This is a genomic window from Bradyrhizobium sp. USDA 4506, from assembly GCF_054058795.1.
In genome coordinates this window covers 980,531-1,002,571 of the sequence record NZ_JBSSBM010000002.1, presented here as the reverse complement: position 1 = coordinate 1,002,571, position 22,041 = coordinate 980,531, and the positions used below count along the sequence as shown (strand labels likewise).

Below are 22,041 nucleotides of genomic sequence, written 5' to 3'. Positions count from 1 at the left end.
CGCTCGCAATGACGCCCATAACAACCATCGAGTCCAAGACCGCAGAGTGAACCAACAAGAATGTCGAACAGCATCCCCGAAGACCGCATTCCCGTCATCGTCGGCGTCGGCGAGATTGTCGATCGTCCGAAGGACATCGCCGCCGGCCTCGAGCCGCTCACGCTGCTTGAGGAGGCGCTGAAGCGCGCCGAGGCGGACAGCGGCGCCAGGCTGCTGTCCGACGTGCAGTCGCTCGACGTCGTCAACTTCCTGAGCTGGCGCTACCGCGATCCCGAGAAGCAGCTGGCGCAGCGGCTCGGCATTGCGCCCGCGCATCTCTATTACGGCCCGGTCGGCGGCGAGAGTCCGATCCGCTATCTGCACGAGGCTGCGCAACGCATTGCGCGCGGCGAATGCAGCGTCGCCGCGGTCTGTGGCGCGGAGGCGCAGTCGACGGCGACCAAGGCGCAGCGTGCCGGCGTGGAGCTGCCGTGGACGCCGTTCGCGCACGACGTGGAGGAGCCGAAGCGCGGCGCCGCGTTCCAGAAGCCGATGGCCGTGAGCCTCGGCGTGTTCAGGCCGATCACGGTCTATCCGCTCTATGAATCTGCAACATCGGCGCATTGGGGCCAGACGCCGCGCGACGCGCTGAAGGAATCGGGCGAGCTATGGTCGACCTATGCGCGCGTCGCGGCCGACAATCCGAACTCGTGGCTGAAGAAGACGTTCACCGGCGACGAGATCACCACGGCCACGCCCGACAACCGGATGATCGCCTGGCCGTATACAAAGCTGATGGTGGCGAACCCGACGGTGAACATGGGCGGCGCGCTGATCCTGACCAGCCTCGCGAAAGCGCGCGCGGCCGGCGTGCCGGCGGACAGGCTGATCTATCCGCTCGGCGGCGCCTCGGCGGAAGAGCCGCGCGACTATCTGATCCGCGATCAGTTCGTCGAAAGCCACGCGCAGACCGCGGTGCTGAAGGCGGTGATGGATCTCGTCGGCGGCGACGGCAAGAAGTTCGACGCGATCGAGCTCTATAGCTGCTTCCCCTGCGTACCGAAGATGGCGCGCCGGACGCTCGGCCTTGGGCCCGACGTGCAGCCGACCGTGACGGGTGGGCTGACGTTCTTCGGCGCGCCGCTCAATACCTACATGACGCACTCGGCCTGCGCGATGGTGCGCAAATTGAGAAGCGGCGGCGCGCTCGGCCTGCTCTATGGCCAGGGCGGCTTCGTCACCAAGCATCATGGCCTCGTGCTGTCGCGCGCGGCGCCGAACGTCGCGCTCAAGCAGGACACCAGCGTGCAGGCGGAGGCCGACCGCAACAGGCGCAACGTGCCCGACTTCACCGCCGAGGCTGCGGGCAAAGGCAAGGTCGAGGCCTTCACCGTGATCTATCGCGCCAATGGCGAGGTCGAGCACGGCGTCACCATGCTGCGCACCGAGGACGGCCGCCGCACGCTCGGCCGCATCCCGGCGAGCGACACGGCAACGCTGGCCTATCTGCAGGACATGGACCGCACGCCGGTCGGTACCACGGGCAATATCGTCACCGCCGGCGATGGCATGCTGGAATGGCGAGTGGGCTGACAATTCCTGCCACGCCGCAAAATCCGCCGTCATCCTGAGGTGCGAGCGGAGCGAGCCTCGAAGGATGGGCTGCGAACACCATCGTGATCCCATCCTTCGAGGCGCGCAAGGGCGCGCACCTCAGGATGACGGCAGAGCAAGCGGCTTGAGGTGAGAGGCAGGAACGAGCTTACCTGTCCTCCCCTACCCCTTCACGTCCTGCTTTTCGGATGCCGTGGTCGGCTTGCCCTTGGCGCCGGCACCGGTGACGCGGACATGGTCGCCGTCGGCGAGGCCGTCCGGCGGGGCGGTGATGATGCGATCGTCGGGCGCGAGGCCGGTGGCGATCTCGATCTCCTTGCCGAGGTCGCGGCCGATCTTCACGGTCTTGAACAGCACCTTGTCGTCAGGACCGACGGTTGCGACCCGCAGGCCACTGCTGTTGAAGATCAGCGCGCTGGCGGGAATGCTGAGCGGCGTGGATTCGCGCTGCAGATTGAGCTTCACGCTGGCATAGCTGCCCTGGCATCAATTCGCCGGAGGAGTTGTCGAGCCCGAGTTGCATCCGCGTCGTGCCGGAGGCGACATCGACCGCCTGCGAGGAGGCTTCCACCGTCGCCTGGAAGGTGCGGTTCGGGTAATCCGGTAGCGCCAGCGTCGCCTTGGCGCCGATCTTGATCGCCGGGACGTAGTTCTGCGGCACGTTGACATAGACGCGCAGCTTGGTGATGTCCGAGATCGTGAACATCGCCGGGCCCGAGTTGCCGCCGGCGTTGATCAGCGCGCCGACGTCGGTGTCGCGCGAGGTCACCACGCCGTCGAACGGCGCCGTGATCTTCTTGTATCCGGCGAGCGCTTCCAGCCGCTCGACGTTGGCCTGGCCGGCCTTGACCGCACCGTTCTTGTTGGAAAGGTCGGCGGTGCGCTCGTCGATCTCCTGGGCGGAGACGAAGTTCGAGGCCACCAGCGTCTTGCGCCGGTTCAACGTGGCCTCGGAGAGCTTGGCCGAGGCCTGGGCGCTGGCGAGATCGGCGCGCGCCTGCAGCAATTGCTGGTCGAGGTCGGGCGCCTCGATCTCGGCGATCACCTGGCCGGCCTTGACGCGGGCGCCGATGTCGGCGTCCCAGTTCTTGAGATAGCCGGATACCCGGGCATAGATCGGCGCTCGGGAATAGGCCTCGAGCCGGCCCGGCAGGTCGATCGTGGGGCTCAGCGCCTTGGCATTGGGCAGCGCCACCGCGACGGTCGGAATGGCCTGGTCGTCGGTCCATTCCTTCAGCCGCGTGTCCTGTTCCTCACGGGCGCGGATCCCGGTGCCGACGATCAGGCCCGCCCCGACCAAGGCCACCACGCCGAAGATGCCCAGCTTCCGGCGTGAGACCGGGGGGCGCTTTTCAGTGGGCGGCATGCGGAATCTCCGATGAGGCGGCGGCTTTGGCGCCTTGCTTCTTGTGTACCATACTGAATACCACGGGAACAAACATCAGCGTCGCGAAGGTGGCGAAGATCAGGCCGCCGATCACGGCCCGGCCCAACGGCGCGTTCTGCTCGCCGCCCTCGCCCAGCCCCAGCGCCATCGGCGCCATGCCGATGATCATGGCAAGCGCGGTCATCAGCACCGGGCGGAACCGGACGAAGCCGGCTTCCAGGGCCGCCGCGACGGGATCGCCGAGTTCCTCATAGCGCTCGCGGGCGAAGCTGATCACGAGCACGCTGTTGGCCGTCGCCACACCCATGCACATGATGGCGCCGGTGAGCGCCGGAACCGACAGCGTGGTCTCCGTCGTGAACAGCATCCAGACAATGCCGGCGAGCGCAGCGGGCAGCGCCGTGATGATCACGAACGGGTCCGACCAGGACTGGAAGTTCACGACGATCAGGAAGTAGATCAGCACGACGGCGCCGAGCAGGCCGAACAGGAGGCCGGTGAAGGCCGAGTTCATGGTCTGCACCTGGCCGAGCAGCACCACGGACGAGCCCTTCGGCACCTCCTTGGCGGTGTCGGCGATCAGCTTGCGCACGTCGGTCGCGACGCCGCCAAGATCGCGGCCTTGCGTCGTGGCGTAGATCTGCACCAGCGACTGGATGTCATATTGCGACACCACCGCACTCGAGGTCGCGCGCTTGATGTCGGCGATGCCGCCGAGGATCGGTGCCTGGGTGTTGCCGGTCGCGGTGATCGGCAGGGTCTGCAGCGCGCTCAGCGAGTCGATCTGGTATTGCGGCGTCTGCATCACGATCGAATACGACACGCCGTTATCGGGATTGAGATAATAGGTCGGCGCCACCTGCGAGGAGCCGGCGAGGTTGACCACCAGCGAGTTGGTGACGTCGCGCTCGGTCAGGCCGACATATTGTGCGCGGGTGCGGTCGACATCGATGTTGAAGGTCGGGTTGTTCGGCGACTGCTGGATCCGCGCATCGGCGATGCCGGGGATGCGCTTGATCCCGGCCAGCAGCTTGTTGGCATAGGCGAAGTTGGCCTCGAGATTGGCGCCGCGGATCTGCAGGTCGATCGGCGCCGGCGCGCCGAAGTTCAGGATCTGGCTGACGATGTCGGCCGGCAGGAACGCGAAGCTGGTGCCCGGGAACAGCCGCGGCAATTGCTCACGCAGTGCGCGGACATGCTGTTCGGTCGGCTTGTGGCCTTCCTTGAGGCGGATCTGGATGTCGCCATCCTGCGGACCGATCACGCCGGTGTTGTTGTAGGTCATGTTGATGCCGGAGATCGGCATGCCGATGTTGTCGGTCATGGTCTCGATCTCGCCGGGCACCAGCTTGCGGATCGCCTTCTGGATGTCGGCGAGCTGGTTGGCGGTCTCCTCGACGCGGGTGCCGACCTGGGTGCGGACATGCATCAGGATGTTGCCGGCATCGACCGACGGGAAGAAGTTGCGCCCGAGGAACGGCACCAGCAGGAACGACGCGGCGACGACCGCGAGGAAGCAGCTCACGAACACCGTGCGATGACCGAGCGCCATCGCGAGCAGGCCGCGATAGCCGGCGCGGATGCGCTCGAACCGCGCCTCGAAGCCGCGCTGGAACCAGACCAAAGGATTGCGCGATTTCGGCGGCGAGCCCTCATGATGCACATGCGCCTGCAGCAGATAGTTCGCCATGGTCGGCACCAGGGTGCGCGACAGGATGAACGACCAGATCATCGCGAACATCACCGCTTCGGCCATCGGCACGAACAGGAAGCGCGCCACGCCGGTGAGGAAGAACATCGGCACGAACACGATGCAGATACAGAGCAGCGAGACGAAGGCCGGCGTCACGATCTGGTTGGCGCCGTCGAGGATCGACTGCTCGACCGGTTTGCCCTGCTCGAGGTGATAATTGATGTTCTCGATCGTCACCGTGGCGTCGTCGACCAGGATGCCGACCGCGAGCGCGAGGCCGCCGAGCGTCATGATGTTCAGCGTCTCGCCGATCAGGGACAGCATGATGATGGCGCCGAGCACCGACAGCGGGATCGACACCGCGATGATGACGGTCGAGCGCCAGCTGCCGAGGAACAGGAGGATCATGATGCTGGTGAGCAGCGCGGCGATCACGCCCTCGAACGCGACGCCGGTGATCGCGCCGCGGACGAACACCGACTGGTCGCCGATGAAGCCGATCTTGAGCGCATCCGGCATCTGGTCCTTGACCTCGATCACCTTCTGCTTGATGCCGGAGATGATATCGAGCGTCGAGGTGGCGCCGGCCTTCAGCACCATCATCAAGACCGAGCGGTTGCCGTCGACATGGACGATGTTGGTTTGCGGCGGGTTGCCGTCGCGGACCGAGGCGACGTCACGCACATAGACCATCGCGCCGTTGACCTGCTTGATCGGCAGGTCGCCGAGCTCCTCGAGCCGCAGCGGCGAGTTGTTGAGGTTGATGGTGTATTCGAAATTGCCGATCTTCTGCGTGCCGACCGGCGTGATCAGGTTCTGCGCGGCGAGCGCGTTGGCGACGTCCTGGCCCGACAGGCCGCGCGCCTGCAGCGCGGTCGAATTGAGATCGATCTGGACCTGGCGCTGCTTGCCGCCGAACGGATACGGGATCGCCGCACCAGGCACCGTGACCAGCGGCGTGCGCAGCTGGTTGATGCCGATATCGGCGAGGTTCTGCTCGGTCAGTCCCTCGCCCGACAGCGCGACCTGGATGATCGGAACCGTCGAGGCGCTGTAGTTCAGGATCAGCGGCGGCGTCGCGCCCGGCGGCATCTGCTTGAGCAGGGTTTGCGAGATCGCGGTGACCTGCGCATTGGCGGTGCGGATGTCGACGTTGGGCTGGAAGAAGATCTTGATGATGCCGACGCCGTTATAGGAATTGGCGACGATGTGCTCGATGTCGTTGACGGTCGTGGTCAGCGCGCGCTGGAACGGCGTGGTGATGCGGCCGGACATCTGGTCCGGCGGCAGGCCGGTGTACTGCCAGACCACGCCGATCACGGGGATGCGGATGTCCGGGAAGATGTCGGTCGGCGTGCGCAACGCCGCCAGCGGTCCGATAATCAACAGCAGGATCGCGAGCACGACGAAAGTATATGGCCGGCTCAGCGCGATACGGACCAGTGCGATCATAAAACAAGCGTTCCCGAAATGAAGCCCGCCCAGGCAGAGGAATCGACATTGCAAAAGCCGTTCCGTAGCGGCCGATTTACCCGATGCCGGGCAAAACGCCAACCCGCGGAGCCGCGGCGGCTTTCACTTCCTCGGCATAGTGCGTGAGGCTGCGCGCTCCGAGCGACCATGCCGGGCGCAGTGCCGCCGATCGCGTGCGGATCATCGTCAAAAAGAGACGGCTCTGCTGCGAATGCGAGCCGGCCGAGGATGCTATTTCGGCCGACGCGAGGTTAACGCATCGCTGCTCTGCGAAAATGTAAAACGTGGTGGGCCGGGTCAGCCCACCACGTCGGCATCGGTTAGGCGAAGGATGGCGGCCGCCCGAGCGGCGCCGCCGGATCAGGCGGCGCGGACGGCGTCGAGGAACTTGCTGACCTCGAGCTTGAGGCGGCTGCTGTCGCCCGAGAGCGATTGGGCCGCCGACAGCACCTGGCTCGACGCCGAGCCGGTCTCGTTGGCGCCATGCTGGACGTCGGTGATGTTGGCCGAGACCTGCTGGGTGCCCTGCGCCGCCTGCTGCACGTTGCGGGAGATTTCCTGCGTCGCCGCGCCCTGCTCTTCGACCGCGGCCGCAATGGTGGACGAGATTTCCGACAGCCGTTCGATGGTCGAGGAGATTTCCTTGATCGCGCCGACCGACTCCTGGGTCGCGGTCTGGATGCCGGCGATCTGCTGGCCGATCTCGCCGGTCGCCTTGGCGGTCTGCTCGGCCAGCGCCTTCACCTCGGACGCCACCACGGCGAAGCCGCGGCCGGCGTCGCCGGCGCGTGCCGCCTCGATGGTGGCGTTCAGCGCCAGCAAATTGGTCTGGCCGGCAATGGTGTTGATCAGCTCGACGACGTCGCCGATCCGCGCGGCGGCCTTCGACAGCTCGCTGACGCGATCGTTGGTGGTGCGCGCCTGGCCGACGGCATCGCCGGCCATCCGTGCCGACTCCTGCACCTGGCGGCTGATCTCGGTCACCGACGACGACAGCTCCTCGGTCGCCGACGCCACCGACTGGACATTGGTCGAGGCCTCCTCGGACGCGGCCGCAACCGATGTGGTCAGCTCCTGCGAACGCCGGGCGGTCGACGACAGCGTGCCGGCGGAGGCTTCGAGCTGGGTCGAGGCCGACGACACGGTCTGCACGATCTCGCCGATCATCTGTTCGAAATTGCGGGTGATGGTATCGACCCGGCGGCCGCGCTCGATCTTGGCTTCGGCGTCGGCAGCGGCGGCTTCATCGGCCGCCTTCTTGGCGACCAGGGCTTCCTTGAACACCTGCAGCGTATCGGCCATCGCGCCGATCTCGGTCTTCTCGCCCTGATGCGGGACGTTTGCGGTCAGGTCGCCGCGGCCCAGCGCCTGCATCGGGCTCACGATCGAGGCGATGCCGGCCGAGACGTCGCGGATCATCAGGAAGCTGACGCCGACGCCGACGATGATGGCGGCGCCAAGGATCATCGCAAGCAGCATGACGGCCGACGCGTAGCTGTTTGCCGCGTCCTGCGCCGCCTTGTCGGCGCCGGCATTGTTGAGCTCGATGTCCTTGCGCAGGATCTCGTCGGCCTCGAGGCCGATCTTGTTCACGGTCTTGGCGTTCAGCTCATGCGCATCGTGCGGGGTCTTGCCGACATCCCTGCGCGACAACGCCATCACCTCCTCGGTGCCCTTCTTGTAGCGGGTCCAGGCATCGACCCATTGATCGTAGAGCGCGCGCTCCGAGGGGGTCGCGATCAGCGGCTCATAGGTCGCGCGGACCTTGAGGTTGGCGTCGACCACCGAGGTCAGGGTCTTTTCCTGCGCGAGCTTCTCCTCCAGCGTCTCGGACAGCATGTGTTCGCGGATCACGTTGCGATAGGTGATGACGCCGGCGCGCAGATCGCCGAGCGCACGCACGCTCGGCAGCCAGCTCGTCGTGATGTCGACGGTGTTGGCGTTGATCGACCGTAAATTCACGACCGCGAGCAGGCCCATGCCCGTCATCGCGACAAGCAGGAACGCAACCACGGCAATAATCTTGGCGCGGATCGAGAATTTGGCGAACATCGTGGGGTCTCTTGATATCGGGCTCGCGATGCCCGATCGAATGGCTGGGGGCGTGGCGGGACGCCGCAGACATCAAAGCCAGCCCCCCTCCTTAAGTAGGGTTAATTTGGTTCCCCGTTGAACTACGGAGGCGCTCATCTACGGCGTGGCATGATGCGCGCCAGCCGCATCAAGGCATCAATGCCAGCGCATCCGAGAAAAACTCCGGCCCGCCGAAATTGCCTGATTTCAGGGCAAGCACCATCTCGTCTCTTCCGGCGCCGACCGCTCGCAGAACCGGCACGCCGGCGGCGATTTCCGCACCGACCAGGAATCCCGGGATGCGCAGGCGATCGACCACGGCGCCCGAAGTTTCACCGCCGGCGACCACCAATCTGTGCACGCCCGACTGCACCAGACCGTCCGCGATGTCGGCCATCGCCTGTTCGATGGCATGCCCGGCTGCATCGCGACCATGACGGGATTGCACAGCTGCCACCTCATCCGGGGTCGAGCTGCTCGCAATCAGGATCGGCCCCGCCCCGAGCCGCTCCCTGGCCCAGGCGAGCGCGCGCTGCGCCTCTTCCTTGCCGGCGACCACCCGCTCGGGATCGAGGTGCAGGACCGGCATCACCTTCTCGGCGTTGGCGATCTGGCGCAAGGTCGCCTGCGAGCAACTGCCGGCAAGGCACGCCGCCGCGCCGCCGACCGGCGTCGCCAGCATTGCATCCGCGGTGTCCGGTTTGGCCTTGCTCGCGGCGACCAGCGCCCGCGCGAGGCCAAGCCCGATCCCGGAAGCGCCGACTGAAAGACGGTGTTCCAGCGCGACCTGTCCGATGGTTTCGAGGTCGCGGTCGAACACCGCATCGACGATGGCGGCGCCGATGCCGCTTTGCGTGAGCTCGGCGAGCTTTGCCCGGACCGCGTCCGCGCCACGGCTCAGCGTCGCCAGATCGACCAGGCCGACCTTGGTCGTGCTTTGCCGCGCCAGCACGCGAACCAGATTGGAATCATGCATCGGGTTGAGCGGGTGGTCCTTCAGCGGACTCTCGTTCAGCGGCACCGAGCCGACGAACAGATTGCCCTGGTAGACGGTGCGGCCGGTCTCCGGGAACGCCGGCGTCACCAGCACGATGCTGTCCCCGGAATCGGCGCGCAGCGCGTCCATCACCGGGCCGATATTACCGGCGTCGGTGGAATCGAAGGTCGAGCAGATCTTGAACAGGACATGCGCGGCGCCCCGGCCGCGCAGCCAGGCCTCCGCAGCACGCGAACGCGTCACGGCAAGGCCGGCCTCGATCGAACGGCTCTTCAGCGACACCACGACGGCGTCGACCTCGGGCAGCGCGAGATCGTCCGCGGGCACGCCGATGGTCTGCACCGTGCGCAGGCCCGCGCGGGTCAGCGTGTTGGCGAGGTCGGAGGCGCCGGTATAGTCGTCGGCGATGCAACCAAGAGACAGCTTTCCGGCTGATGTCACGGCTTCACTCCGGCATAGGGCTTGAACCAGGCGAGACCGTCGGTGCTCTTGCCGCGCGGATTGTACTCGCAGCCGACGAAGCCGCCATAGCCGAGCCGGTCGAGCTCGCCGAACAGGAACGGATAGTTCAGCTCCTCGCCGTCGGGCTCGTTGCGCGAGGGGATCGACGCGATCTGGATGTGGCCGATGATCGGCATCATTTCACGCAGCCGCATGGTGACGTCGCCATGGATGATCTGGCAGTGGTAGATATCGAACTGCAGCTTCAGGTTCGCGAAACCAAGCTCGTTGATCAGATCGCGCGCGAAGATGAAGTCGTTGAGGAAATAGCCGGGCACGTTGCGCGGATTGATCGGCTCGATCACGACGTCGAGGCCGTGCGGCGCGAAGAACTCCGCGGCATGGGCGACCGATTTGCGAAACGCGGCGACCGCCCTGGCATCGCTGCGCTCGGCTATTCCCGCCATCAGATGCACCCGCTTGACGCCGGTCGCCTGCACATAGGGCAGCGCGGTCTTCAGGCTTTGCTGGAGGTCGGCGAAACGGTCCGGCAGCGCGGCAAACCCCTTCTCGCCGGCGTTCCAGTCGCCCGGCGGCAAATTGAACAGCGCCTGCGTCAGCCCATTGCCTTTCAGCCGCTTGCCGACCTCCTCGGCCGGATGGTCGTAAGGAAACAGGAACTCGACCGCGGTGAAGCCCGCCTTCGCCGCCGCCTCGAAGCGGTCGAGGAACGGGACCTCGTTGAACATCATGGTGAGGTTGGCGGCAAAACGGGGCATTGCAGGATCCTCTTATTTCTCGCCTGGAAGCTTGGTGCCGGTAACCTGCGCATACATCCGCGCCACCGACGCATCGTCGTCGCGGCCCATACCGGCGGCCGCGGTCATCAGGAACATCTGCAAGGCCGCGGCCGAGACCGGCACCGGGAAGCGTGCATTGCGCGCCATGTCCTGGATGATGCCGAGGTCCTTCACAAAAATTTCCACGGCGCTGCGCGGCGCATAGTCGCCGTCGAGCACATGCGGCATGCGGTTCTCGAACATCCAGGAATTGCCGGCGGAGGCGGTGATCACCTCATACACCTTGCGGATGTCGAGGCCCTGCCTGGCGGCAAAGGCGATCGCCTCTGAGGCGGCCGCGATATGCACGCCGGCCAGCAGCTGGTTGATCATCTTGAACGCGGCGCCCTGCCCCGCGGCATCACCAAGCTCGTAGAGTTTCGCCGCCATCGCATCGAGTGCAGGCCGCGCCTTCGCAAATGCCGCGGCGCTGCCGGAGGCGAGAATCGTCAATTCGCCCTGCGCCGCGCGCTGCGCGCCGCCGGAGATCGGGGCATCGAGATAGTGCCGGCCGGTCGCCTCGAGCTGCTTTGCGAGGCGCCGCGCGATATCAGGGTCCATGGTCGCCGAGGAGATGAAGACCGCGTCCTTCGCCAAGGTCTCGGCGACGCCGTCCTTGCCGAACAGGATCGCTTCAGTCTGCGCTGCGTTGACGACAACGCTGACGACAATGTCGGCATCCCGGGCTGCCTCGGCCGGCGACTTGGCGCCCTTGCCGCCGTCGGCGACGAAGCGCGCCACCGCATCGGCCGTGACGTCGCAGCCGGTCACCTCGAAACCGGCCCGCCTGAGCGAGGTCGCCATGCCGTATCCCATCGAGCCCAGCCCGATGACGGCGACACGTGATGTTGCGGAACTGGACATGTGGCGATCCCTGAACATTTTTAGTTGTTTGAGCGTGACCTTTTCGGAAAACCGGCTGTCACTTTGCGCCAGCGCGGCCGGCCGGGTCCGGATCATGCTCGTTGCTGCTTGCCTATCACGGCTTGGCCGCGCTGCCAAAGCATGAGACAAAGCGGAAAACGGATAGCGCCAAGGATGGCGCCACGAGCGAAACCGGATGAGCGAAACAAAGCTTCGTGAGGACATCTGCCGCTTCGGCCGCTCGCTGTTCGAGCGCGGCCTGACGCCGGGGTCCTCGGGCAATATCAGCGTCCGGCTCGACGACGGCGGCTGGCTGGTGACGCCGACCAACGCCTCGCTCGGCTTCCTCGATCCGGCGAAAATGTCACGGCTCGACGACAACGGCCGGCTGGTCTCCGGCGACGCCCCGACCAAGGAAGTGCCGCTGCACACCGCGCTCTACCAGACCCGCACGACGGCCGGCGCCGTGGTGCACCTGCACTCGACCCATTCGGTCGCGCTCTCGATGCTGCCGGAGATCGACCCGCGCGCCGCGCTGCCGCCGATGACGGCCTATTACGTCATGAAGTGCGGCCAGACCGCGCTGGTGCCCTATTATCGCCCCGGCGATCCCGCCGTTGCCGACGCGATCCGGGGGCTGGCCGGGAAATATTCATCGGTGCTGCTCGCCAATCATGGGCCCGTCGTGTCGGGCGATACGCTGGAAGCGGCGGTGTTCGCGACCGAGGAGCTGGAGGAAACCGCAAAGCTCTATCTGCTGCTGCGCGGGCTGAACCCGCGCTATTTGTCGCCCGACCAGGTGGCGGATTTGACCAGGACGTTCGGGCTCGTGCTGCCGGATCACCCTCACTAGATCAAGCGGAGGATCGATATGCGGAAGACAGTCGTGATGAGATTCACAGGCTTGGCGTTAGCGATACCGTTTGCCGTCGGCCTTGCGGCGTCGGACGGACGGACCGAAGAGACTTTACAAGGCATGCTGGCAACCCAGTTGCGCGCGCAGGGCTATCCTTGCGACAAGCCGCTCAAGGCCGAGCGGGACGACAAGCTCTCCAAGCCCGACAACGAGGCCTGGACGCTGACATGCAGCAACGCGACCTATCGCGTCAGCCGCGTGCCGGACCTCGCCGCCAAGGTCGAGAAGATCGACGAGAGCAAGTAGGCTGCGTGGGCTGGATCAGTAGCCCGCATGAGCGCAGCGATATGCGGGACGCCCCGGATATCGCTGCGCTCATCCGGGCTACGGGCTGGATTGCGCGCACCGCATACACTGGCGTCATCCCCGCGCAAAGGCAAAGCCTTTGTCGCTGGAGGTGCGAGCGTGGAGATATTCCGTCGCTACAGCCCCAGATACGCCTTGCGCACGTCGGGATTGCCGCTGATCTCGGCGGCGGTGCCCTGCATCAGCACGCGGCCGGTCTGCAGGATGTAGGCGCGGTCGGCGATCTCGAGGCATTCGGCCATGCGCTGCTCGACGATCAGGACCGTCATGCCGGCGTCGCGGATGCGCTTCACGGCCTGGAAGATCTCGTCGACCAGTTTCGGCATGATGCCCTGCGACGGTTCGTCGAGCATCAGAAGCCGCGGCCGCGTCATCAGCGCGCGGCCGATCGCAAGCATCTGCTGCTCGCCGCCGGACAGCGTCTCGGCGCGCTGGTCGAGCCGTTCGCCAAGCCGCGGGAACAGCTTGAACACCAGATCGAGCGGCGCGTCGCGGTCAGACTGACTGCGGTAGAGATAGCTGCCGAGGCGCAAATTGTCGCGCACCGACAGCCGCGGAAACAGCCGGCGGTTCTCCGGCACGTAAGCGATGCCGCTTGACGTGATGACGTGCTGCGGCTTGCCGTCGATGCGCTTGCCGTCGAAGGTGACGGTGCCTGCGCGCGGCCGCTCGGCGCCGGCGATCGATTTCAACAGCGTCGACTTGCCCGCGCCGTTGGCGCCGGCAACGCAGACGATCTCGCCCTTGGTGACATCGATCGACACCGAGGAGATCGCGACCAGGCCCTGATAGGCGGTGGTGACTTCACGCACCGACAGCATGACGATCCCCGAGATAGGCAGAAATGACTTCCGGATTGCGGACGACCTCAGTCGGCTTGCCCTCGACCAGCACCTTGCCGAGATTGAGCACGATGGCGCGATCGACCAGCGGCATCACGATCTCCATCACATGCTCGACCATCAGCACGGTGATGCCGGCGGCGCGGACCTTCCGCACCAGCTCGACGCCGGTCTGCGCCTCGACCGGCGTCAGCCCGGTGAGGACTTCGTCGAGCAGCAGCAGCTTCGGCTCGGTCGCGAGCGCGCGGGCCACCTCGAGCCGGCGCTTCTCCGACGGCACGAGGTCGGCTGCGAGCTTGTCGGCGCGCGCCGCAAGGCCGCAGAACTCCAGCACCTCATAGGCCTTCTGCCGCGCGATGCGCATCTTGGTGTTGCGGATCAGCGCGCCGACGATGACGTTGTCGATCACGGTCATGGTCTCAAAACTCTTGACGACCTGGAAGGTACGCCCGACGCCGCGCTGGCAGCGTTCCGCCGCCGGCAGCTTGGTCACGTCCTCGCCGTCGAAGATGATCGAGCCCTGGGTCGGCGGCAGCACGCCCGCGATCAGGTTGAACAGCGTCGACTTGCCGGCGCCGTTGGGGCCGATCAGGCCGACGATCTCGCCGCGCCCGACCGAGATCGAGACATCGCTGTTGGCGACGAGGCCGCCGAAGCGCTGCCATACTCCGCGCGTTTCCAGCAGCGCCGTCATCGTGCAGCTCCCTTGCGCAGGGAGAACACGCTGACTAGGCCGCGCGGCAGCGCCAGCGAGATCACGACGATCAGCGTGCCGTAGACGATGAGGTCGACGCCGCGCCCGGAGCCGCCGATGAACGAGCGCGTCAGCTCGGTGAGCGGGATCAGGATGACCGCGCCCAGCACCGGGCCCCACAAGGTGCCGATGCCGCCAAGCACCGCGGGCAGCGCCATCAGCAGCGAGAACTGGAAGCCCATCACGCTCTCAGGATCGATGTAGGAGACGAACTGGGCGTAGAAGCTGCCGCCGACCGCAACGAGGAAGGCCGAGACCGCCGCCGCGCCCATCTTGGAATTGAACACGACCACGCCGAGGCTTTCGGCCGCATCGGGATTGTCCTTCACCGCGCGCCACCAGTAGCCCCATTTGGAATCCTCCAGCCACCAGGTGACGAACCAGGCGATGCAGGCCAGCGCCAGCGCGAAATAGAAGTAAGGCAGTTTTGAGCGCGTGAACTGGAATTTCAGCCAACTGTCGCCGCGCACCGGGATGTCGATGCCGAGCGCCGCGCCGGCCCAATCCCAGTTCTGGATCAAGAGCAGCGCGATCTCGGCGATCACGATGGTCGCGATCACGAAGTAATGGCCGCGGAGGCGGAAGCAGGGATAGCCGAGCGCCATCGCGATCAAGGCGGAGATCGCCCCGCCCGCCAGCATGCCGAACCACGGCAGCACGCCGAACTTGGTGAACAGCAGCGCGGTGGTATAGGCACCGAGCCCGAAATACAGCGCGTGGCCGAGCGATATCTGCCCGCAATAGCCGGACAGGATGTTCCAGCTCTGCGACAGCGCCGCATACATCAGCGTCAGCACCATGATGTTCTGGACGTAGACGTCCTTGACGAACAGCGGGACCAGCGCGGCGATCACCGCGAGGCAGGCCGCCACGATCAGGTCACGCCTGCGGCGTTGGGCGAACTGGGTGTCCATCACATCGATCCGAACAGGCCACGCGGGCGGATGAAGACGACCAGCAGGTAAACGGCATAGATGCCGACCGATTTCAGCGACGGCGGCAGGATCAGCGCGGTGGTCGCTTCCACCAGGCCGACGATGATGCCGCCGGCAAAGGCGCCGAACACGCTGCCGAAGCCGCCGAGCGCCACGGTGACGTAGGCGATCAGGGCAAACGACGCGCCGACATCGGGATAGACGTAGAAGAAGATCGCCATGATGGCACCGGCGAGGCCAACCAGCGCCGCACCAAGGCCCCAGCCGAGCGCGAACACCCGGTTCTTGTCGATGCCGACCAGCGCCACCGCGCCGGCGTCCTCGCGCGTCGCTTCGAGCGCGCGGCCGAAATCGGTGCGATTGATGAAGAAGTAGAGCGCGACGAAGGCCGCGATCGATAGCATCGCGCCGATCAGCTGCGGCTCTGGCAGATAGATGCCGGCGATCGACACCGTCTTGCCACCGACCCAGGAGTTGGTGACGCTGCGGTAGTCGGGCGTGAAGAAGAACTGCGCAAGCCCCCGCATCACGATCGCTAGGCCAAAGGTCGAGAAGATCTGCACCATGCCGGCATTGGCCTTGGCGCGCATCGCGAAGCGGACGATCAATAAATAGACCACCGCACCGAACACGAACAGCGCCGCGGCGACCAGCGGCGCCGCGAGCAAGGGATCGATCGCGAAGAACGCGAACAGGAAGAAGGTCGCGTACATCGCGATCATCAGGAACTCGCCGTGCGCGAAATTCACGACGTCCATCAATCCGAAGATCAATGCGAGGCCTGCCGCGATCAGTCCGTAGAGCAGCCCCATCAACAGGCCGCTCGCCAAACTCTGGATAATGGTCTCGGCTGTCACGGTCGACGCTCCATGTTCCGACCATTGTCTTTAGCCCCCGTCATTGCGAGGAGCGAAGCGACGAAGCAATCCATGCTTCCTTTTCGCGGAGAAGTGGATTGCTTCGCTTCGCTCGCAATGACGGAACATGCGAGACTCTGAATGATGTCTTCGGCTGTCACCGCCGTTTGCCCCCTCTGGCGCCCGACCGATCAGCTGTTCATCGGCCAGATCGCCTCGGAGACGGCGGCCTGTTCCGGGAAGATCGTCACGAAGTTCTTCGCGGAGTACTGCAACAGCACCGGATCGGCGAAGTTGTTCTGCCCCATCTCGTCGAACTTGACGCGCCGCCACGGCATGATGGTCTGATCGCCCGGCATGTCGGTGGCGACCAGCGCCTCGCGGATCTTGTCGCCGTCGGTCGACTTGGCGCGGTTGATGGCGTCCGCCATCACGATCAGGCCCATGAACTGGCGCGACGAATAGTCGTTGAAGTCCTTGCCGGACTTGGCGCGGTACATCTCGTTGATGAGACCGACCATCGGACGCTTCTGCGCCAGGTCGAGCGAGAAGCTGCCGCGCGAGATCACGCCCTCGAGCTTGTCGCCGACCGCGTCATAGGTCGCCTTCTCGGAGAAGCCGGCGTCCTGCGCCATGATGTTCTTCGGCTTGTAGCCGAGCTCGGCCATGGTCTTGACCAGGAGGATCGCGTCGGTGGTGTAGCTCGACGGCATCAGCACGTCGGCATTCGCCGCCTTGAGCTGCTGCACCTCGGCGGTCAGCGACGGCGAGTTGGCGCGGTACTTGATGTCGGCCACGATCTTGTAGCCGCGCTCGCCGGCGAGCTTGGTCTGCGCGTTCGCCGAATCGGTGCCGAAGATGGTGTCCTCGTGGAACAGCGCCAGCGTTTCGATCTTCTGGCCCTTCTTCTTCATCGCATCGAAGAAGTCGAACATCGCGGTCGAGAACATCTCGTCATGCGGCGAGGCGCGGAAATAGTATTTCAGGCCGCGCCGATGCAGGCTCGGCGAGGAATTGTCGGCGGAGAGGAACGGAACGCCGTAGCGCTCGCAGATCTGGCTGACGGTGACGGCGACCGCGCTCTGATAGGTGCCGATCACGGCGCAGACCTTCTCCTGCGTGATCAGGCGCTCGGCTTCGGCGCGGCCCTTTTGCGGATCGGCCTGGTGGTCGGCGAATACGAGCTTGACCTTGGCGCCGCCGAGGCCGGACAGGCCCTCGCCCTTGGCGAGCGGCAATGCGAAGTCATAGTTCTTGTTGATGATGTCTGCCGCGGTCTCGAACGCGCGCTGCGCATCGACGCCGATCTGGGCGCTGGCGCCCGAGAGCGGATAGATCACGCCGATTGCCACTTCACTGGTCTGCGCGCGCGCGGCCATCGGACCGAGCGCAGCAGCAGCAGTGGCACCCAGCAACACGTTACGGCGAGAGATCGTCATCGAAATTTCCCCTTGGTCAGCTTGTTATTATCGATGTGATGCTTGTAGCGCGCAGTAAAGCCTCAATGAATTGCACGAATTGCCTATTCAGAACACAGCGAGCTGCTTGTTCTTGAGATCTGTCACCAGCATCAGGCCCGGCGAATGCGTGATCGCGAACGGCAGCTTCGCACTTGCGATCACCGATTGCGGCGTGACGCCACAGGCCCAGAACACCGGGATTTCGTCATCGGCAACCGGTACCGCATCGCCGTAATCGGGCTTGGCGATATCCTTGATGCCGATCGCATGCGGATGGCCGAGATGGACCGGCGCGCCATGCACGGACGGGAAGCGCGAGGTGATCTGCACCGCGCGGATCGCATCCGCCGGCTTGAACGGGCGCATCGACACCACCATGGGTCCAGCGAACGGCCCCGACGGGCTGCAGGCGATATTGGTGCGATACATTGGCACACGCAGATTGCGTTCAATGTGACGGATTGGCAGGCCCTCATCCAGCAGCGCCTCCTCGAACGAGTAGGAGCAGCCGAGCACGAAGGTGACGAGATCGTCGCGCCAGTATTTGGTGATGTCGGTCGGCTCGTCCGCCACCTCGCCGTCGCGCCAGACCCGGTAGCGCGGCACGTCGGTGCGGATGTCGAGGTCGAGGCCAAGCGAGGGAATGCGGGGATCGCCGACGTCGGACATGCCGATGATCGGGCACGGCTTCGGATTGAGCTGGCAGAAGCGGTGGAAGGCGCCGGCGAGCTTTTCCGGCAGGATCGCGAGATTGCCCTGGACGAAACCGTTGGCGAGGCCGGCTGTGGTGGCCGAGGCCACGCCGTCACGGCAGGCGCGGCGCGCTTCGACGCTCGCCGGCACTGGTTCCCCCTGAGATCGCTGCACTGCCGCAAAAACAGTCATGGGATTCTCCTGCCCATAATCTCGACAAGGACAAACCAACACCAAGCGTGATATAATGTCTAATCGTCCTTTCTAATCAAAATCGATAAAACAGATTTATCGATCGGGAAAATGCTTCCAATGACGGACTTCCGCTCGATCGAGACATTTCTTTGGGTCGTCAAGCTCGGCAGCTTCCGCGGCGCCGCCCAGCGGCTCAACACCACCCAGCCGGCGATCTCCCAGCGCATTGCCCAGCTCGAGCGCGAAATGGGCGTCAAGCTGCTCAACCGCGACCACCGGGTGGCCTCGCCGACCCCGAGTGGACGGCTGATGATGATCTATGCCGAGAAGCTGATCGGCCTGCGTTCGGAGATGATGGCCGAGGTCGGCGACCGTTCGGCGATGCGCGGCGCGCTGCGGCTCGGTGTCGCGGAGACCATCGTGCACACCTGGCTGCCGCGCCTCGTCAAGAGCGTCAACGAGGTCTACCCAAACCTGTCGCTCGAGATCGAGGTCGACATCACGCCCAATCTGACGCAGCGGCTGCTGGCGCAGGAGATCGAGCTCGCCTTCGTGCTTGGACCGGTCTCGGCGTCCGGCGCGCACAACCACGTGCTGTGCGATTACCCGATCGGTTTCCTGGCGAGCCCGGCGCTCGGCCTCGGCGACGGCCCGGTGGCGCGGCAGGACCTGGCGCGGTTTCCGATCATCACCTTTCCGCGCAAGACCCAGCCCTACGAGACCGTGCGCGCGCTGTTCAACGCCCCCGATCTGCCGCCGATCCGGCTGCACGCCTCGACCTCGCTCGCGACCGTGATCCACATGGCCAATGAAGGGCTTGGCATCGCGGTGATCCCGGCGGCGATCGTCGAGAACGAGCTTGCCGACGGGCGCTTGCTGCTGCTCGATACCGACCTCAAGCTGCCGCCCCTCACCTTCACCGCGAGCTGGCTCGCCTCGCCCGATGCGGTCGCCATCGAGCGCGTCGCCAATCTCGCCAGGCAGATCGCGCAAACGAGCGTGGCGGTTGACGGCGCGAGAGTGGCGCGTCATTGAACGATTGCCGGATAATCGAACGTCATTCCGGGATGGTCCGAAGGACCAGACCCGGAATCTCGAGATTCCGGGTTCGATGCTGACGCATCGCCCCGGAATGACGAAAATAAAAATGGACTGACGACATGAGCCGAGCCGCCACCAACCTGCAGATCGATTCCGCCCGCCTCTGGGGCACCATCCACGAAACCGCGCAGTTCGGTGCAACGCCCAAGGGCGGTGTGCGGCGGCTGACCTTGAGCGCCGAAGACAAGCAGGTGCGCGACTGGTTCCGCAAGGCATGCGCGGACGCCGGCCTCGAGGTGCAGGTCGACGCGCTCGGCTCGATGTTCGGGTTGAGGAAAGGACGGGACATGTCGAAGCCGCCGATCGGCGTCGGCTCGCATCTCGACACCCAGCCGACCGGCGGCAAATATGACGGCGTGCTCGGCACGCTGGCGGCGCTCGAAATGGTGCGCACGCTGAACGATGCCGGGATCGAGACCGAGCTGCCGATCTGCATCTGCAACTGGACCAATGAGGAAGGCTCGCGCTTTGCGCCGGCGATGATGGCCTCGGCCGCCTATGTCGGCGACTTCACCACCAACGACATCCTGTCGCGCAAGGACGCCGAGGGCGTCACGGTGGCGCAGGCGCTCGACACGATCGGTTATCGCGGCGACGCCCCGGTCGGCCGCCAGAAGTTCACCAGCTTCGTCGAGCTGCATATCGAGCAGGGCCCGATCCTGGAGGCCGAGAACAAGACCATCGGCGTGGTCGATTCCGGCCAGGGCGTGTTGTGGTACGACGGCAAGATCACCGGCTTCGAGAGCCATGCCGGCTCGACCCCGATGCCGCTGCGCCGCGATGCGCTGGCGACGCTGTCCGAGATCGTGCTGGCGATGGAAAGCATCGCGAAGCAGCACGGCCCGAAGGCGGTCGGCACCATCGGCGAGGCCGTGATCGCCGCGCCCTCGCGCAACGTCATCCCCGGCGAGATCGCCTTCACGGTGGATTGCCGCAGCGCCGACGCCACGATCATGGATGCGCTGGATCGCGACCTGCGTGCCGCCGTGAGCGAGATCGCAGCAAAGCGCAAGGTCGAGGTGCAGCTTGATCTCGTCTGGCGCAAGGCGCCGACGCATTTCGACCCCAAGCTGGTCGACGCGGTCGAGAACGCCGCCAAGCAGCTCGGCTATTCGCACCGCCGCATCACCTCGGGCGCCGGCCACGACGCCTGCAACCTCAACACGGTGATGCCGGCAGCGATGGTGTTCGTGCCCTGCAAGGACGGCATCAGCCATAACGAGCTGGAAGATGCCAAGCAGACGGATTGCGCCGCCGGCGCCAACGTCCTGATGCATACGGTGCTGGCGCTCGCCGGCGTCGCGTCCTGATCATCATTTCTCCTCATCGGATGGAGGCTTTCGTGCGCGCAGTGTTTGTCGACGCCAATGAATCGCTTGCTGTCATCACGGAGCGGTTGGAAAAGCCCGGCGATCCCAGGATGCGGATCAACCGCAACCCCGACATCAAGTCCGAGGACTATCCGGCGGTGCTCGACGGCGCCGAGATCGCGGTGGTCGACCACACCGCGCTGCCGACCGATGTTGCGAAGAAGTGCGCCGGCCTGAAGCACGTCGTGTTCCTCGGCACCGGCGCGCGCAGCTACATGAACCCGGAAGAGCTCGCCGAGCTCGGCATTTCGGTGCACCTGATCAAGGGCTATGGCGACACCGCGGTCGCGGAATCGGCGATCGCGCTGATGTGGTCGTCGGCGCGCGTGATCGCGCAGATGGACCGCGAGATACGCGCCGGCAACTGGCTGCGCGAGGACGGCATGCAGCTCACCGGCAAGACGCTCGGCCTGGTCGGCTTCGGCGGCATCGCCGCCGAGGTCGCCCGCATCGCGCTCGGCAGCGGCATGAAGGTGATCGCCTGGAACCGGTCGCCCAAGAGCCATCCGGGCGTCGAATTCGTCGATCTCGACACCGTGCTCGCGATCAGCGACGTGGTCTCGATCCATCTGCTGCTGAACGACGAGACCCGCGGCCTGATCACGCGCGACAAGATCGCGAAGATGAAAAAGGGCGTGGTGCTGATCAACACCGCGCGCGGCGCGATCGTCGACGAGCAGGCGATGATCGATGCGCTCAATTCGGGCCACATCCGCCACGCCGGCCTCGACGTCTACAACATCGAGCCGCTGCCGAAGGATCACCCGCTGACCAGGATCCCGAACGTGACGCTGTCGGCGCACTCCGCCTTCCGCACGCCCGAGGCGAGCGAGAATTTGATCCACGCGGCGTGGGAGCACTGCCGAAGGATCGTGAAGGGGTAATTTCACCGTCGTCCCGGCCAAGCCAACGGGTCGGCGCAAAGCGCCGCCCGATGACAGGCTCCGCGCGAGCCGGGCCCCATAACCATCACTGCCCATTGTCACGAAGGCTGGGGGCACAGCGAGCCCCAACAACGAGACCCTGTGGTTATGGGTCCCTGCTTTCGCATGGACGACAGTGGCCGTAGGGTGGCTAACCCGCCCTACGCAGATTGCGAAGCAATCAATAACGACGTCGTCCTGGACAAGCGAGCGTAGCGAGCGCGATCCAGGACCCATTACCACCGGCCTGCGTCATCGCGCAGGGCGGTGGTCAGACCCAGCAACACAACAAGCACTCGGGGTAATGGGTCCTGGCTTTCGCCAGGACG

17 protein-coding genes and 1 pseudogene are annotated in these 22,041 nt (G+C 65.4%); 6 read left to right on the top strand and 12 right to left on the bottom strand.

What is annotated here, in order from left to right:
* Positions 1-60: 60 nt before the first annotated feature.
* The gene (locus tag ACVIHF_RS07000; RefSeq protein ID WP_253609624.1) at positions 61-1,572 is read left to right on the top strand and encodes an acetyl-CoA acetyltransferase; all 1,512 of its coding nucleotides are present in this window, start codon (positions 61-63) and stop codon (positions 1,570-1,572) included.
* Positions 1,573-1,755: 183 nt separating this feature from the next.
* Here ACVIHF_RS07000 and ACVIHF_RS06995 read toward each other — a convergent pair.
* The 6 genes and pseudogenes from ACVIHF_RS06995 to ltnD form a co-directional block, all read right to left on the bottom strand.
* Positions 1,756-2,959, bottom strand: a pseudogene (locus tag ACVIHF_RS06995) (efflux RND transporter periplasmic adaptor subunit).
* On the bottom strand, positions 2,946-6,125 hold the full coding sequence (locus ACVIHF_RS06990; RefSeq protein WP_253609625.1) for an efflux RND transporter permease subunit: 3,180 nt from the start codon (positions 6,123-6,125) through the stop codon (positions 2,946-2,948). The pseudogene ACVIHF_RS06995 and the gene ACVIHF_RS06990 overlap by 14 nt, the downstream one beginning before the upstream one ends.
* A 381-nt stretch (positions 6,126-6,506) precedes the next feature.
* The gene (locus ACVIHF_RS06985; protein WP_253609626.1) at positions 6,507-8,198 is read right to left on the bottom strand and encodes a methyl-accepting chemotaxis protein; all 1,692 of its coding nucleotides are present in this window, start codon (positions 8,196-8,198) and stop codon (positions 6,507-6,509) included.
* A gap of 169 nt (positions 8,199-8,367) precedes the next feature.
* Positions 8,368-9,657: a 3-oxo-tetronate kinase gene (gene otnK / locus ACVIHF_RS06980; RefSeq protein WP_253609627.1), complete on the bottom strand. Its 1,290-nt coding sequence runs from the start codon at positions 9,655-9,657 to the stop codon at positions 8,368-8,370.
* Positions 9,654-10,436, bottom strand: a complete 783-nt coding sequence (otnI, locus tag ACVIHF_RS06975) for a 2-oxo-tetronate isomerase (RefSeq protein WP_253609628.1) — start codon at positions 10,434-10,436, stop codon at positions 9,654-9,656. Before otnI ends, otnK begins: the two co-directional genes overlap by 4 nt.
* Positions 10,437-10,448: 12 nt before the next feature.
* The gene (gene ltnD, locus ACVIHF_RS06970; RefSeq protein ID WP_375167102.1) at positions 10,449-11,378 is read right to left on the bottom strand and encodes an L-threonate dehydrogenase; all 930 of its coding nucleotides are present in this window, start codon (positions 11,376-11,378) and stop codon (positions 10,449-10,451) included.
* 178 nt (positions 11,379-11,556) lie between these two features.
* On the opposite strand from ltnD, the gene otnC reads away from it, so the two are divergent.
* A complete protein-coding gene (gene otnC / locus ACVIHF_RS06965) occupies positions 11,557-12,213 on the top strand; it encodes a 3-oxo-tetronate 4-phosphate decarboxylase (RefSeq protein WP_253609630.1) in 657 nt (218 codons plus the stop codon).
* Positions 12,214-12,264: 51 nt separating this feature from the next.
* Complete coding sequence (locus ACVIHF_RS06960) at positions 12,265-12,522, top strand: hypothetical protein (RefSeq protein WP_253635992.1); 258 nt, start codon at positions 12,265-12,267, stop codon at positions 12,520-12,522.
* A gap of 176 nt (positions 12,523-12,698) precedes the next feature.
* Here the strand turns inward: ACVIHF_RS06960 and ACVIHF_RS06955 are convergent, their stop codons facing one another.
* From ACVIHF_RS06955 to ACVIHF_RS06930, 6 genes are all read right to left on the bottom strand, one after another.
* Positions 12,699-13,403: an ABC transporter ATP-binding protein gene (locus tag ACVIHF_RS06955; RefSeq protein WP_253609631.1), complete on the bottom strand. Its 705-nt coding sequence runs from the start codon at positions 13,401-13,403 to the stop codon at positions 12,699-12,701.
* Positions 13,387-14,118: an ABC transporter ATP-binding protein gene (locus ACVIHF_RS06950; protein ID WP_016842862.1), complete on the bottom strand. Its 732-nt coding sequence runs from the start codon at positions 14,116-14,118 to the stop codon at positions 13,387-13,389. Before ACVIHF_RS06950 ends, ACVIHF_RS06955 begins: the two co-directional genes overlap by 17 nt.
* Positions 14,115-15,092 carry a branched-chain amino acid ABC transporter permease gene (locus ACVIHF_RS06945; RefSeq protein ID WP_016842863.1) on the bottom strand — a complete coding sequence of 326 codons (978 nt, stop codon included), beginning with the start codon at positions 15,090-15,092 and terminating at the stop codon, positions 14,115-14,117. The genes ACVIHF_RS06950 and ACVIHF_RS06945 overlap by 4 nt, the downstream gene beginning before the upstream one ends.
* Positions 15,092-15,970, bottom strand: coding sequence for a branched-chain amino acid ABC transporter permease (locus ACVIHF_RS06940; protein ID WP_076827182.1), 879 nt, complete (start codon positions 15,968-15,970; stop codon positions 15,092-15,094). Before ACVIHF_RS06940 ends, ACVIHF_RS06945 begins: the two co-directional genes overlap by 1 nt.
* Before the next feature lie 191 nt (positions 15,971-16,161).
* Positions 16,162-17,409, bottom strand: a complete 1,248-nt coding sequence (locus ACVIHF_RS06935; protein ID WP_076827180.1) for an ABC transporter substrate-binding protein — start codon at positions 17,407-17,409, stop codon at positions 16,162-16,164.
* A gap of 87 nt (positions 17,410-17,496) precedes the next feature.
* The gene (locus ACVIHF_RS06930) at positions 17,497-18,315 is read right to left on the bottom strand and encodes a putative hydro-lyase (protein ID WP_253609632.1); all 819 of its coding nucleotides are present in this window, start codon (positions 18,313-18,315) and stop codon (positions 17,497-17,499) included.
* A 120-nt stretch (positions 18,316-18,435) separates the two neighbouring features.
* Between ACVIHF_RS06930 and ACVIHF_RS06925 the strand changes: the two genes are divergently transcribed.
* The 3 genes from ACVIHF_RS06925 (at position 18,436) to ACVIHF_RS06915 (ending at position 21,673) form a co-directional block, all read left to right on the top strand.
* On the top strand, positions 18,436-19,353 hold the full coding sequence (locus ACVIHF_RS06925) for a LysR family transcriptional regulator (protein ID WP_057017643.1): 918 nt from the start codon (positions 18,436-18,438) through the stop codon (positions 19,351-19,353).
* 125 nt (positions 19,354-19,478) lie between these two features.
* Positions 19,479-20,729, top strand: a complete 1,251-nt coding sequence (locus ACVIHF_RS06920) for a Zn-dependent hydrolase (protein WP_253609633.1) — start codon at positions 19,479-19,481, stop codon at positions 20,727-20,729.
* Between the two features lie 32 nt (positions 20,730-20,761).
* Positions 20,762-21,673 carry an NAD(P)-dependent oxidoreductase gene (locus ACVIHF_RS06915; RefSeq protein WP_253609634.1) on the top strand — a complete coding sequence of 304 codons (912 nt, stop codon included), beginning with the start codon at positions 20,762-20,764 and terminating at the stop codon, positions 21,671-21,673.
* Positions 21,674-22,041: the final 368 nt, after the last annotated feature.

Bases quoted from the DNA above. Each gene is read 5' to 3' on its own strand.
- ACVIHF_RS07000 (WP_253609624.1), top strand. From the start codon at position 61: ATGTCGAACAGCATCCCCGAAGACCGCATTCCCGTCATCGTCGGCGTC.
- ACVIHF_RS06990 (WP_253609625.1), bottom strand. From the start codon at position 6,125: ATGATCGCACTGGTCCGTATCGCGCTGAGCCGGCCATATACTTTCGTC.
- ACVIHF_RS06985 (WP_253609626.1), bottom strand. From the start codon at position 8,198: ATGTTCGCCAAATTCTCGATCCGCGCCAAGATTATTGCCGTGGTTGCG.
- otnI (WP_253609628.1), bottom strand. From the start codon at position 10,436: ATGCCCCGTTTTGCCGCCAACCTCACCATGATGTTCAACGAGGTCCCG.
- ltnD (WP_375167102.1), bottom strand. From the start codon at position 11,378: ATGTTCAGGGATCGCCACATGTCCAGTTCCGCAACATCACGTGTCGCC.
- otnC (WP_253609630.1), top strand. From the start codon at position 11,557: ATGAGCGAAACAAAGCTTCGTGAGGACATCTGCCGCTTCGGCCGCTCG.
- ACVIHF_RS06955 (WP_253609631.1), bottom strand. From the start codon at position 13,403: ATGCTGTCGGTGCGTGAAGTCACCACCGCCTATCAGGGCCTGGTCGCG.
- ACVIHF_RS06950 (WP_016842862.1), bottom strand. From the start codon at position 14,118: ATGACGGCGCTGCTGGAAACGCGCGGAGTATGGCAGCGCTTCGGCGGC.
- ACVIHF_RS06945 (WP_016842863.1), bottom strand. From the start codon at position 15,092: ATGGACACCCAGTTCGCCCAACGCCGCAGGCGTGACCTGATCGTGGCG.
- ACVIHF_RS06935 (WP_076827180.1), bottom strand. From the start codon at position 17,409: ATGACGATCTCTCGCCGTAACGTGTTGCTGGGTGCCACTGCTGCTGCT.
- ACVIHF_RS06930 (WP_253609632.1), bottom strand. From the start codon at position 18,315: ATGACTGTTTTTGCGGCAGTGCAGCGATCTCAGGGGGAACCAGTGCCG.
- ACVIHF_RS06925 (WP_057017643.1), top strand. From the start codon at position 18,436: ATGACGGACTTCCGCTCGATCGAGACATTTCTTTGGGTCGTCAAGCTC.
- ACVIHF_RS06920 (WP_253609633.1), top strand. From the start codon at position 19,479: ATGAGCCGAGCCGCCACCAACCTGCAGATCGATTCCGCCCGCCTCTGG.